General features: G+C 28.5%; 13 protein-coding genes and 1 other annotated feature. All 13 genes read right to left on the bottom strand.

Annotation, left to right across the window (positions count from 1 at the left end; genetic code table 11):
- Positions 1-25: 25 nt before the first annotated feature.
- The 13 genes from udk to mnmA all read right to left on the bottom strand — a co-directional run bounded on the left by udk (position 26) and on the right by mnmA (position 13,763).
- The gene (gene udk, locus ACFIJ5_RS06355) at positions 26-649 is read right to left on the bottom strand and encodes a uridine kinase (protein WP_379805167.1); all 624 of its coding nucleotides are present in this window, start codon (positions 647-649) and stop codon (positions 26-28) included.
- The gene (locus ACFIJ5_RS06350; protein ID WP_379805163.1) at positions 649-1,875 is read right to left on the bottom strand and encodes a peptidase U32 family protein; all 1,227 of its coding nucleotides are present in this window, start codon (positions 1,873-1,875) and stop codon (positions 649-651) included. The genes udk and ACFIJ5_RS06350 overlap by 1 nt, the downstream gene beginning before the upstream one ends.
- On the bottom strand, positions 1,868-2,524 hold the full coding sequence (locus tag ACFIJ5_RS06345) for an O-methyltransferase (protein WP_379805160.1): 657 nt from the start codon (positions 2,522-2,524) through the stop codon (positions 1,868-1,870). Before ACFIJ5_RS06345 ends, ACFIJ5_RS06350 begins: the two co-directional genes overlap by 8 nt.
- Positions 2,525-2,540: 16 nt before the next feature.
- Entirely contained in the window at positions 2,541-3,539 is a 999-nt protein-coding gene (mltG, locus tag ACFIJ5_RS06340; protein ID WP_379805158.1) for an endolytic transglycosylase MltG, read from the bottom strand.
- Positions 3,540-3,692: 153 nt separating this feature from the next.
- The gene (gene typA / locus ACFIJ5_RS06335; RefSeq protein ID WP_379805155.1) at positions 3,693-5,522 is read right to left on the bottom strand and encodes a translational GTPase TypA; all 1,830 of its coding nucleotides are present in this window, start codon (positions 5,520-5,522) and stop codon (positions 3,693-3,695) included.
- Positions 5,523-5,680: 158 nt separating this feature from the next.
- Positions 5,681-7,348 (bottom strand): ribonuclease J, encoded by a 1,668-nt coding sequence (locus ACFIJ5_RS06330; RefSeq protein ID WP_379805152.1) that lies wholly within the window; start codon positions 7,346-7,348, stop codon positions 5,681-5,683.
- A 14-nt stretch (positions 7,349-7,362) separates the two neighbouring features.
- On the bottom strand, positions 7,363-7,824 hold the full coding sequence (locus ACFIJ5_RS06325) for a Fur family transcriptional regulator (RefSeq protein ID WP_379805150.1): 462 nt from the start codon (positions 7,822-7,824) through the stop codon (positions 7,363-7,365).
- A gap of 131 nt (positions 7,825-7,955) precedes the next feature.
- Positions 7,956-8,219, bottom strand: a complete 264-nt coding sequence (locus ACFIJ5_RS06320) for a DUF1292 domain-containing protein (RefSeq protein ID WP_379805146.1) — start codon at positions 8,217-8,219, stop codon at positions 7,956-7,958.
- A 53-nt stretch (positions 8,220-8,272) separates the two neighbouring features.
- Positions 8,273-8,683 (bottom strand): Holliday junction resolvase RuvX, encoded by a 411-nt coding sequence (gene ruvX, locus ACFIJ5_RS06315; RefSeq protein ID WP_379809555.1) that lies wholly within the window; start codon positions 8,681-8,683, stop codon positions 8,273-8,275.
- 78 nt (positions 8,684-8,761) lie between these two features.
- Complete coding sequence (locus ACFIJ5_RS06310) at positions 8,762-9,016, bottom strand: IreB family regulatory phosphoprotein (RefSeq protein ID WP_379805144.1); 255 nt, start codon at positions 9,014-9,016, stop codon at positions 8,762-8,764.
- 82 nt (positions 9,017-9,098) lie between these two features.
- Positions 9,099-11,732 carry an alanine--tRNA ligase gene (gene alaS, locus ACFIJ5_RS06305; protein WP_379805142.1) on the bottom strand — a complete coding sequence of 878 codons (2,634 nt, stop codon included), beginning with the start codon at positions 11,730-11,732 and terminating at the stop codon, positions 9,099-9,101.
- Between the two features lie 190 nt (positions 11,733-11,922).
- Positions 11,923-12,097: a binding site (T-box leader), on the bottom strand.
- Positions 12,098-12,188: 91 nt separating this feature from the next.
- The gene (gene nifU, locus ACFIJ5_RS06300; RefSeq protein WP_379805139.1) at positions 12,189-12,593 is read right to left on the bottom strand and encodes a Fe-S cluster assembly scaffold protein NifU; all 405 of its coding nucleotides are present in this window, start codon (positions 12,591-12,593) and stop codon (positions 12,189-12,191) included.
- Between the two features lie 90 nt (positions 12,594-12,683).
- Positions 12,684-13,763 carry a tRNA 2-thiouridine(34) synthase MnmA gene (gene mnmA / locus ACFIJ5_RS06295; protein WP_379805137.1) on the bottom strand — a complete coding sequence of 360 codons (1,080 nt, stop codon included), beginning with the start codon at positions 13,761-13,763 and terminating at the stop codon, positions 12,684-12,686.
- Positions 13,764-13,771 lie beyond the last annotated feature (8 nt).

The following is a 13,771-nucleotide window of genomic DNA, read 5'->3' as shown; positions in this document are numbered from 1 at the left end:
TTTGTCTTAATCCTTGTACTTTCTATTATTCTCTATGTAAAAGTTGTCTGATTTTTGCATTGATTATGTCAATTGCAACTTTATTATGCCCGCCTTCAGGAACAATTATGTCTGCATATCTCTTAGTAGGTTCAATAAATTGTAAATGCATTGGTCTTACAACATTTAAATATTGATTTATTACTGAATCAACTGTTCTTCCTCTTTCATTTATATCCCTTACTAATCTTCTTATTATTCTTACATCTGCATCCGTATCAACATATATTTTTATGTCTAAAAGATTCCTTAAATCTACATCTTGGAATACAAGTATTCCTTCTACTACAATTATATCCCTAGGTTCTACAGTTATAGCTTCTTTTTTCCTATTATGAATTTCAAAATCATATATAGGTTTTTGTACAACTTCCCCATTCATTAATTTCTTAAGGTGTTCAATTAATAATGGTGTATCAAAAGCATCTGGATGATCATAATTTGTTTTTACTCTTTCTTCAAAAGACATAGAACTTTGATCTTTATAATATGAATCTTGTTCAATCATTGCTATACAATCTTCATCAAATTTCTTATAAATCTCACTTGCTATAGTACTTTTACCAGAACCTGTTCCACCAGAAATTCCTATTATAATTGGACGCTTCATTACTTCTCCCCCTTAAACTTTATAATCATAGAATTTTTCTGTAAAACTTTGTCGCTCTTAACTGTAAAAATCATCTGAGCAGATGGAGCAGATTCAATTTTGTTTCCTTTTACATCTCTCATATCATTTAAATAAATTTCTTCATTATCACCAACTGGTTCTAATACTTCAACCTTATCTCCATCGTATACTTTATTCCTTTGTTCTATAACTGCAATACCAGTTTTAGCATCAAATTCTCTTACTATTCCAATTATATCGTAGTTTCTAATATATGATGATGAATCATATACTTGTTTATTAGCTTCATTAAAATAAAAACCTGTATAGTACTGTCTATGACTTGGCTTCATTAATATATCTAACCATCTAGAATTAAATTTATAGTTCTGTGGATCTTCAAAATAAGCATCTAACGCCTGTCTATATGCTTTTACTACAGAAGCTACATAAAAAGCACTCTTCATTCTTCCTTCAATTTTCAAAGAAGTTGCTCCTGTACTTACAAGTTCTGGTATATGCTCTATCATACATAAATCCTTAGAATTCATTATATAAGTACCTTTTTCATCTTCTTTTATTTGAAATGCTTCTTCTTTTCTTTTTTCTTCTACTAAATAATATTTATATCTACAAGGTTGAGCACATTTCCCTCTATTAGAATCTCTACCTGTAAGATAATTTGATAATAAACATCTTCCTGAATATGCCATGCACATAGACCCATGTATAAAAATTTCTAGTTCACAATCTTGTGGTAATTTTTCTCTAATATTTTTTATTTCCTCTAAACTAAGTTCCCTTGCTAGTACTATTCTCTTTACTCCTTGTTTATACCAAAACAAACCTGACTTCCAATTAACATTATTAGCCTGTGTACTTAGATGTATTTCCAAATTAGGTACAATCTCACGAGCAGTCATTATAATTCCTGGATCAGAAACAATTATTGCATCTACTCCAACTTCATATAATTCTTTTAAATAATCTTCTAATCCCTCTAAGTCTTCATTATGAGGAAAAACATTCAAAGTTATATATATTTTTTTCCCTTTTGAATGTGCATATTCTATTCCCTTTACTAACTCGTCATTATCAAAATTATTAGCAAAGGCTCTTAAATTTAATTTACTTCCGCCTAAATATACAGCATCTGCTCCAAAATCAATGGCAGCTTTTAATTTTTCTAAATTACCTGCAGGTGCTAATATTTCTGGTTTAATCATTTCTTTCCCTCCTCATAGTAACTGCAATACCATCTCCCATTGGTATTACTGTTGTTACAAATTTACTACTATCATTTATATCCTCAAGATATTTTCTCATTCTTTTAACTATTGTAATTTTTCTTCTTTTAACTAGTTCATCTGTAGCAACCATTCCTTTAAAGAGTACATTATCAGCTATAATTACACCATCATCTTCTAATAATCTTAAACAATGAGGGAGATAATGATTATAATGACCTTTTCCCGCATCCATAAAAATCATATCGAACTTTTCATCTAAATTTTCTAATACTTCAATACATTCTCCTTGTACTATCTCAATTTTTTTTTCTAAATTATACTTTTTAATATTCTCATTAGCTAACTCAATCATTTTTTCGCTGCGCTCAACAGTTACAATCTCACTCTGCATATTCGAACTTAAACACATTAAAATAGATGAATATCCTATAGCTGCTCCTAATTCTAATATTTTTTTTGGTTTTTTTAAATTAATCATTAACTCTAAAAACCTAGCTGTTTCTTTTTGAACAATGGGAACAGAATTTTCATGAGCAAAAACTTCCATTTCCCTTAGTACATCTTTTTCTTCTACTATAAGACTTTTTAAATATTTTTCTATGTAATCATAAGTTATATTACTCATTAATCTTCCTCCATTACTAAAATCCTTGAGTAACTTTCTTAACCTTTAAAAATTCATTGTAATCACTCGTAAAAAAGTGAGTACCGTCGTTTTTTGAAACAAAATATAAAAAATTTGTTTTGTCTGGATTCATTGCCGCTTTTAATGAATTTTTTCCAGGAGAACATATTGGTCCTGGTGTTAATCCACTAATTTTATAAGTATTATATGGTGAACTTACATTTAAATCTTTGTTATAAAGTTTATCTTTATGATATCCTAAAGCATACAACACAGTAGCACAAGACTGAAGTTTCATATTCTTATTTAATCTATTATAAAAAACTGAAGCTGCTTTTCCTCTTTCACCATCAGATTTTATTTCCTTTTCTACAATTGAGGCAAGAGTAACTATTTTATTCATTTCATCATCTTTTATATTATTGATATTTTTAAATTCAGAAAATACTTTTTCAAATCTATTAACCATTATAGTAATAATTTTTTCACCCTTCATATTTTCTTCAAATCCATAGGTATCTGGAAAAATATATCCTTCCAAATCATACTTTCGATTAGAATTTTGTTTAATATAACCAGGTAACTTATATTGTTTACAGCTTTTAATAAAATCATCCTTAGTAATAACTTTATTTTCTTCTAAAACTTTACCAATTTGATCTATATTATATCCCTCAGGTATAGTAACCTTTACTAGATGGCTTAAACTACCTTTATTCAACATATTAATAAACTGTTGTAGGGACATATCTTTATTTACCTCATATTTACCAACTTTTATATTTAAATTACTTTTGGTAAACTTTACATATCCTTTTATAATTGTAGTATTTTTAACTATACCATCTTTACTTAACTTACTTATAACCTTATTAAAATTTTCTCCTTTTTGTATGTTAAATACATATTTATTATTAACATTAAAAGGTTTCTCCAAGGTATTCCTTATTTTAATATATCCAATAACTATACTTATAGATAAAATAGCTACTACTAATAATATTTTTTTCTTCATAACTCACCTCAATATTATAGATTTATCCTATGACTACCTACTCTTAGACTTCAATCTTGTATAAGTAATACATAAGAGCGGATACATTTCTGTATAAGTTGAACTAACCTTCAGATAGAGTATAAACTCCACATGAAGGTAAGTTAAACATAATTAAGATCTTTTTCGTGAGATTAATTTTTTTCTTTGAGCACTATCTAAAATTTTCTTTCTCATTCTTATATTTTTGGGTGTTATTTCAACTAATTCATCTGATGCTATAAATTCAAGACATTGCTCTAAAGTCATTTGTCTAGGTGGAGTTAATTTTAATGAGTCATCAGCACCTGATGATCTTGTATTAGATAAATGTTTTTTCTTACACACATTTACATCTATATCCTCAGCTCTTGAACATTCTCCTACAACCATTCCTTCATATACTCTTAAACTAGGTGATATAAATAGTATACCTCTTTCTTGAGCATTAAATAATCCATATCCAATAGCCTCACCTTGTTCAAATGCTACAATAGAACCTCTGCTTCTTTCAGGTATTTCACCCTTATATTTTTCATAATCACAGAAAACATGGTTCATTATACCATTACCCTTTGTATCAGTCATAAATTCATTTCTAAAACCAATTAAACCTCTAGCTGGTATTCTAAATTCTAATCTTGTATAACCATTAACAGCTGAAGTCATGTTAATCATCTCAGCTTTTCTTGGTCCAAGTTTTTCCATTACAATCCCCATAAATTCTTCTGGAACATCTATAGTTAAGTACTCTATTGGTTCAAGTTTAACTCCATTTTCCTTTTTCATGATAACACTTGGTTTTGAAACTTGAAATTCATATCCTTCTCTTCTCATAGTTTCTATTAATATAGAAAGGTGTAATTCCCCTCTTCCACTTACCTTAAAACAATCTGCAGAATCTGTTTCTTCTACTTTTAAACTTACATTAGTTTCAAGTTCTTTTATTAATCTATCTCTTATATGTCTTGAAGTTACATAATCCCCATCTTCTCCTGCAAAAGGTGAATTATTAACCATAAAATTCATGCTTAATGTAGGTTCATCAATATCAACAAATGGAAGTTGTTGTGGATCACTTGAATCTGCAATTGTTTCACCTATATTTATATCTGGTATACCTGCAACAGCTACAATATCACCTAAAAGAGCTTCATCTACTTCTTCTCTTTTTAATCCATTATATACATATAATGTTGACACTTTAACATTTTCTATTTTTCCATCTCTTCTCATTAATGCAACTTGTTGATTTTTAGATATCTTTCCTCTTGAAATTTTACCTATAGCAATCTTACCTACATATTCATTATAATCTACTGTAGTTACAAGCATTTGTAAAGGCTTGTCTAAATATCCTTCCGGAGCTTTAACATTTTTTACTATAGCATCAAATAATGGTTCCATATTAGTACTTTCATCTTCAACTTCTTTTTTTGCTATTCCGTCTTTTGCTGAACAGTATATTATTGGGAAATCTAATTGTTCATCATTTGCACCAAGTTCAACAAATAGATCAAAAACTTCATCTATAACTTCAGCAGGTCTAGCATCTTTTTTATCAATTTTATTTACTACAACAATAGGTTTTAACTCTAACTCTAATGCTTTTTTTAATACGAATTTAGTTTGAGGCATTGGGCCTTCATATGCATCAACAACTAAAAGTACGCTATCCACCATTTTCAAAACACGTTCAACTTCTCCACCAAAATCTGCATGTCCCGGAGTATCAACAATATTTATTTTAATTCCATTATGCATAACAGCAGTATTTTTAGATAATATTGTTATACCTCTTTCTTTTTCTAAATCATTTGAGTCCATTACTCTTTCTTGAACTCTTTCATTTTCTCTGAATACATTACTTTGCTTCAACAACGCATCAACTATTGTAGTTTTACCATGGTCAACGTGCGCAATAATAGCTACATTTCTTATATCATTTCTTGTAAATAATTTCATATCTATTCCTCCATATTTAACAGTGCTTAATATTATTTTATACATTAAAAAATTGGATACACATAAAGTATCCAATTTTTTATGCCTATATCATAACTATTCTAATATTATAAAACTAAAAAGTCAACCAACATATATTATTTATTTTTCAGTAAAATCTATATTTCCATAATTATAGGCAAAATCATCGGTTTTCGTTTAGTTTGTTCATACAAAAATAATCTTAATACTTCTTTAATTTTTGATTTTATAGTAGCCCATTCTGTAATATGATATTTTTCACATTCAGCTAAAGCTTCTTTTACAACTTTCCTTGCACCTTCCATTAAATCCTCTGATTCTCTAACATAAACAAATCCACGTGAAATTATGTCCGGACCTGCAATAACACTTCCACTATCTTTTTCAATAGTAACAACTACCGTCAATATTCCGTCTTGAGAAAGGTGTTTTCTATCCCTCAATACTATATTTCCTACATCTCCAACACCTAGTCCATCAACAAAAACTTGACCAGACATAACTGTTCCAGTTTTTCTTATATTTTGTCTTGTTATTTCAATCATATCACCATTTTGAGCAATTATTATATTTTTTTCATTCATACCTAATTTTTGTGCTAATTCACTATGTTGTTTTAAATGTCTGTATTCTCCATGAGCTGGAATAAAATACCTAGGCTTAATTAATGTATGCATTAATTTTAATTCTTCTTGACAGGCATGACCTGAAACGTGTACATCAGCTAATCTTTCATAAATAACTTCTGCACCTTTTTTAAATAATTGATTAATAACTTTTGAAACTAGTTTTTCATTCCCTGGTATTGGTGTAGCTGAAATAATAACCATATCACCTTTTTTTATATCTACTTTTCTATGTTCAGAAGCTGCCATTCTTGATAAAGCTGACATAGGCTCCCCTTGACTTCCTGTAGTTATAATTGTTATTTTATTGTCTGGATATTTCTTTATATCATCAATACCAATAAGTGTTTCATCAATATATTTCAGATATCCTAATTCACTGGCTACTCTTACAATGTTTTCCATACTTCTTCCTGAAACAGCAACTTTTCTTCCATATTCACAAGATGCTGAAATTATTTGCTGTATTCTATGCACATTAGAAGCAAATGTAGCAACAATTATTCTTCCATCCGCAGTTGAAAAAATATTTTTAAATGTTTCTCCTACTGTTCTTTCAGACATAGTATATCCTGTTCTTTCTACATTTGTACTATCAGCAAGCATTGCTATAACTCCTTTTCTTCCCAGTTCAGCAAATCTACTTAAATCTGCAACACCGCCATCTATTGGAGTATAATCAATTTTAAAATCGCCTGTATGAAACACAACTCCCATAGGAGTATGTACTGCTAGTGCAACAGCATCTGGTATACTATGACTGGTTCTAATAAATTCTACAGCCATATTTTTTAATTTTATAATTTCTCTAGGTTTTACCATTTTCATTTTTACAGAACTCAAAAGTCTGTGTTCTTTCAATTTTGTTTCAACAATTGCCAACGTAAGTTTTGTTCCATAAATAGGAACGTTTATCTGTTTAAGTACATATGGAAGAGCTCCTATATGGTCTTCATGACCATGTGTTAAAAATATTCCTTTAACTTTCTCTTTGTTTTTTATTAAATAATTTACATCTGGAATTACTACATCTATGCCTAACATTTCATCATCTGGAAACTGAAGGCCACAATCTATAACGATAATCTCATTTTTATATTCTATCACCGTTAAATTTTTACCTATTTCATTTAATCCTCCTAGTGGAATGATTTTTATTTTATCATTTTCTCTTCGCAAAGCACTACCCTCCTTTATGTTATTTCTTTTTGCATACATTCTTTGCATAAACCATAAAATTTTAAACTATGATTATATATTTTAAACTCATAATTACTTTCAATACTTTTTTCAATCTCTTCCAATAGATCACCTTTTACCTCTATAACTTTACCACACTTATTACATATCAAGTGGTGGTGTCTATGATTTTCATTTTGATTTACTAATTCATATCTACTACATCCATCATCAAATTCTAATTTATAAATAACACCCAAATGTTCTAATAACTGTATAGTTCTATAAACTGTTGCAAGCCCTATCTCTGGACATTCTTCTTTTACTAAATCATATAATTCTTCAGCTGTTAAATGTTTTCCTTCATTATTTATCATTGTTAAAAGAATAGCTCTTCTCTGAGGAGTAAGCTTATATCCTTTTTCTTTTAAATTTTCTTTTAATTTATCTATAATTTGAGGAAACATTTCATTCATCTCATAACCTCTCCCAATAAATATTTATTTTCAAATAATCTCATAAAAACTCAAATACATATATTTAGTTTAATATGTAGATATGTTCTTGTCAATTGATAATAATATTAATTAATAATGTTTATCATTATTTAGTTCATCTTTTCATTGGAAAATAAAAGTTCATACGCTTCTGAAACTCTATTAAATTCTTCTTCATCTTCTATTGTTACTAATACTTCTTCTCCATCAGCATTTTTTTGAACCTTTAATGCTACAGCTTCATCTTCTTCTCCATTAGTAGGTACAACAATTACATATTCCTCTTCTTCAATATCTAATTTAGTAATTACTTCAAATTCAATATTTTCACCTTTTTCATCTTTTAATACTATTTTTTCAACATTATTTTCCATACTTCATTCTCCTTTCAAAATTCTATTATAATTATTAATTTTCCAAATTTATATTAACTTAAACTGTCTAAATATCCTTGCAAAATGTAAGTAGCAGCTATTTTATCAACTATTTTCTTTCTTTTAGCCCGAGATAAGTCTGCTTCTAACATAGCTCTATGTGCTGCAACAGTTGTAAGTCTTTCATCCCACATTTTTAATGGTAAATTAATATATGATTTTATTTTTTCACAAAAATCAATTACCTTTTCACTTTGAGGTCCTAGTGTACCATTCATATTTTTAGGTAAACCTGAAACTATAGTGTCTACATTATACTCATCACAAATTTTCTTTATTTCCTCTAAATCATATTCTTCTTTTTTTCTTCTTATTGTTGTAATTCCTTGAGCTGTTAAACCTAATGGATCACTGACAGCAACTCCAATTGTTCTATCTCCTATGTCTAAACCTAATATTCTAATCATTTTTTTATCTTTTCTCCCTTTTCTTCGTATCTAGTATATGTAAACTTAAAATAAAAATGCCCATATGGGCATTTTTTATTTTATATCCAAATAAGATTTTAAAACTTCCTCAATTATTTCATCTCTCTCTAATTTCCTAATTAATGATCTTGCTCCATTATAATTAGTTATATAAGTTGGATCGCCCGACATTAAATATCCTACTAGCTGGTTAACTGGATTATACCCTTTTTCCAATAACGCATTATATACTTCTGTTAAAATATTCTTTGTCAACTCTTTATTATCTTTTGGAAATTCAAATTGTATAGTCTTTTCTTCATTTACCATGGCACTCACCTCTTCTTAAATACAAAATGTAGCCCACATATCATCTTATAACTATTATAAAACAAAATTCACAAAAAGTATACTATTTAACCAATTCATCTATTATATCAAATGATTTATTTATTGCTTCTTGTAATTTTTCTGGTAATTTTCCTCCAGCTTGAGCCATATCTGGTCTTCCGCCACCGCCACCGCCGGCGATTTTTGCTACTTCTTTAATTATTTTTCCACAATGTATTCCCTTACTTATAACATTTTTCGTTGCCATAGCTACAAACTGTACTTTTCCCCCATTATTACTTCCTAAAACTACAGTTCCTTCTTCTATTTTACTTTTTATTTCATCAGCTAAATCTCTAAGTGCATTAGCATCTACATCTTTTAATACTCCTACTGCCACTTTTATTCCCTTTACCTCTTTGACATTTTTTAATATGTCATCTTTTGCACTACCTGCTAATTTTCCTTTTAATGCAGTTAACTCTTTTTCTTTTTCTTTTAACTCAACTATTTGAGATTCTAATCTTTCAACTATATCTTTTGTTGAACATTTTAACACATTTGACATATCTTTTAATACTTTATCTTTTGCTTCCATATATTCGATAACTGCCATTCCTGTTACTGCTTCTATTCTTCTTATACCTGCTGCTACACCACTTTCAGAAACTATCTTAAATAATCCTATTTCACCTGAATTATTTACATGAGTTCCACCACAAAGTTCCTTACTAAAATCACCTACAGAAACAACTCTAACTTTTTCTTTGTACTTATTATTAAATAAGGCCATAGCACCAGTCTTTTTTGCTTCCTCTATTGTCATTTCATCTGTTTTAACTTCATAAGATTTCATTATTTCTTTATTTATGCTCTTTTCAATTTTACTAATTTCTTCCTCTGTTAAAGAAGAAAAATGAGTAAAATCAAATCTTAATCTATGTGCATCAACATAAGAACCTGATTGATGAACATGCTCTCCTAAAACTTCTCTTAAAACTTCTTGAAGCATGTGTGTAGCTGTATGGTTTTTGCATATATTTTTTCTATTTTCTTCATTTACTTTCAATACAACTTTATCTTCTAAACTTACTGTACCGGAAATCACCTTAACAAAATGCATAACTTTACCTGAAACATTTTTCTTACAATCGAATATTTCTCCTTTAAAATTATCATTATAAATTAATCCCTTATCGCCTACTTGACCACCCATTTCTGCATAAAATGGTGTTACATCTGTAAGAATTATTCCTTCTTTTTCAATACTATTAACAAATTTATCATTTTCAATTAATACTTTTACTTTACCACATAATTCATACTTATCATATCCGTCAAATTTAGTTTCTATATCTGATGAAATTTTATTTACTGCACTATCTTCTGCTCCCATGTAGTTAGTATCTTTTCTAGCTGATCTAGCTCTTTCTCTCTGTTTTTGCATTTCTGTATTAAATCCATCTTCATCAATATCCATACCTTCATCTTGTAATATTTCTTGTGTAAGTTCATATGGGAAACCATAAGTATCGTATAATTTAAATACTTTATCACCATCTAATATTTTTTTACCCTTTTGTTTAATTTCACCAATATAAGATTTTAATATTTCTATACCTGAATCAATAGTTTCTGCAAATCTTTCTTCTTCAAGTTTTATAACTTTCTTTATATAGTCTTCTTTTTCTTTTAATTCAGGATAAGCACCACAGAAATTTTCTATAACTTTATCGCATAATTTATATAGGAAAACATCTTTAATACCTAAAAGTCTTCCATGTCTTGCCGCTCTTCTCAATAATCTTCTTAAAACATATCCTCTACCCTCATTAGAAGGTAATATTCCATCACTAATCATAAAAGTCATACTTCTTATATGATCTGTAATTATTCTTATTGAAGTATTATTATTATCATTTTCCACATATTTTACACATGCTATTCTACATACTTCATCTAAAATACTCTTCATAGTATCTACTTCAAAAATATTATCTACTTCCTGCATTATTGTTGCTATTCTTTCTAGTCCCATTCCTGTATCTATATTTGGATGTTCTAATCTATTATAATTTCCATTTTCATCTTTATTATACTGAGTAAAAACTAAATTCCAAAATTCTACAATTTTGTCTTCATCTGCAGCTTCTACAAATTCCTCTACAGTTTCCACCTTGCCTGCTCCTTTATCAAAATGAATTTCAGAGCTAGGTCCACAAGGTCCTTGACCTATTTCCCAAAAATTATCTTCTTTTCCTAATCTAAAAATTCTTGATGGATCGATATCTGTTTTATTAGTCCAAATTTCATATGCTTCATCATCATCTAAATATATTGTTACATATAATTTATCCTTAGGGATTTCTAAGACCTCTGTTATAAACTCCCATGCCCATGGAATAACTTCATTTTTAAAATAATCTCCAAAAGAAAAATTACCAAGCATTTCAAAAAAAGTAGCATGTCTTGATGTTTTACCTACATTTTCAATATCTCCTGTTCTTATACATTTTTGACATGTAGTAACTCTTCTTTTTGGTGGAACTTTAATTCCAGTGAAATATGCTTTCATTGGAGCCATTCCCGCATTTATAAGTAATAAACTATTATCATTTTCTGGTACTAATGAAAAACTTTTTAATCTTAAATGTTCTTTACTTTCAAAAAAATTTAAAAAAGCTTCTCTTATTTCATTCAATCCCATATTTTTCATACTTATCTATCTCCTCCATTAACTGAAACTTATCTTCAGGTGAAGTCTGTACTCTCCCTGAAATTCAACTAAAACTATTTACAAGCTTAGCTGTTTATTTTATTTTTTATAATATACACTCTCAACAACAGTTAACTATAAAATAACTATTTATATATTGTTCAAAAAAACAAAATAACTTTCATACCCTATAAGGGACGAAAGTTTTTCCGCGTTACCACCCTAATTACACAATAACATTTATTGTGTCGCTCTTTTAAAACATAGCTCAAAGAGAGCTTCAGCATACTAGTCAAGAAGTTTTCACCAACCACTTCCTCTCTGAATGACTAAATCTACTTACTCCTTCTTATCATCGCTTAATATTAAATTTAATAAACCTAATAAGATTATAAAAAAAATTCAAACCTATGTCAATATTAATCATTATTACTAGTATTAAATAATGTACCTATTTTAATTATTGTTATACTTATCTTTCCATAAGTCAAGCCCGGCAGATTTTCTATAATTATTTATAGCTTTATGTATTGTTTGTTCTGCTAATACTGAACAATGTATTTTAGATGATGGCAGACCATCTAATGCCTCTATTACTGATTTATTAGTAATATTCCAAGCTTGTTCTAATGACTTACCTTTTATAAGTTCCGTAGCTATACTTGCTGAAGCTATTGCAGAACCACATCCAAAGGCTTTAAATTTTACATCTAAAATGGAATTGTCTTCAATTATCAAATAAAATTTCATAACATCTCCACATTTTGGATCTCCATATTCTCCTATACCATCAGCATTAGGTAATACCCCTACATTTCTTGGAGCATAAAAATGTTCTAAAACTTTATCACTATACATCATAATCTAACCTCACCTTTCATCCCCTACTTTATTCTATATAACTTAATTGAATAATTTTAGGATATGAACAAAGTCCATACCCTAAATTTATTATAATACTTTTTCTATTATTCCACCACCTACTACTAAATCATCATCGTAAAATACAACAGATTGACCTTTAGTAATAGCTCTTTGTTTCTCATCAAATACAACTTCAATTTTACCATCTCTAACTGGAATTATTGTTGCTTTACAAGGCTTAGCAGAATATCTTATTTTAGCTTCTACCTTCATTTCTCCTTCCAGTTCATCAAAGGGAATTAAATTAATATTTTTTGCTATTAATTTTGTTTTAAAAATATCTTCTTCGTCCCCTATTACTACTTCATTAGTAAATGGGTTTATATCTGTTACAAATACAGGTCTACCTAATGCTAATCCTAATCCTTTACGTTGACCAATTGTATAATACACAATCCCTTTATGTCTTCCTAATACATTACCTTCTTTATCAACAAAATTTCCTTGTTTAATTTTTTTCTTATTATATTCTTCTATAAATTTACCATGATTATTATCTGGTATAAAGCAAATCTCTTGACTATCTTTTTTATTATAAACCTTTAATCCTATTTCTTTTGCTATATCCCTTATTTCTTCTTTTGTATATTCAGAACAAGGCATTAAAGTATGACTGAGTTGATCTTGAGTCAAACTATATAAAACATAACTTTGATCTTTTTTAGGGTCATCTGCTTTTCTTAAGGTATATCTATTATTATGTCTTTCTATTTTTGCATAATGTCCTGTAGCAATATAATCTGCTCCTAGTGCTCTAGCTTTCGTTAAAAACGAGTCAAATTTTACATATTTATTACAAGCTATGCATGGATTAGGAGTTCTTCCTTGCATATATTCATTTACAAAGTAATCTATTACTTGTGAACCAAACTCTTTTTTAAAATTCATAACATAAAAAGGAATATCTAAAATATCAGCAACTCTTCTAGCATCATTAACTGCTGAAAGATTACAACAACTTGTTTCACATTCTTCATATTCATTTATATCTGGAGTAAGTTTCATCATTATTCCAGTAACATCATACCCTGCTTTTTTTAATAAATATGCTGCTACAGAACTGTCTACACCTCCACTCATACCTATAACAACCTTTTTTTTACTCATATGTTATC

Origin of the sequence: Haloimpatiens myeolchijeotgali (assembly GCF_042688525.2) — a bacterium.
Lineage (GTDB): Bacteria > Bacillota > Clostridia > Clostridiales > Clostridiaceae > Haloimpatiens.
This window is presented reverse-complemented; position numbering and strand designations above follow the sequence as displayed.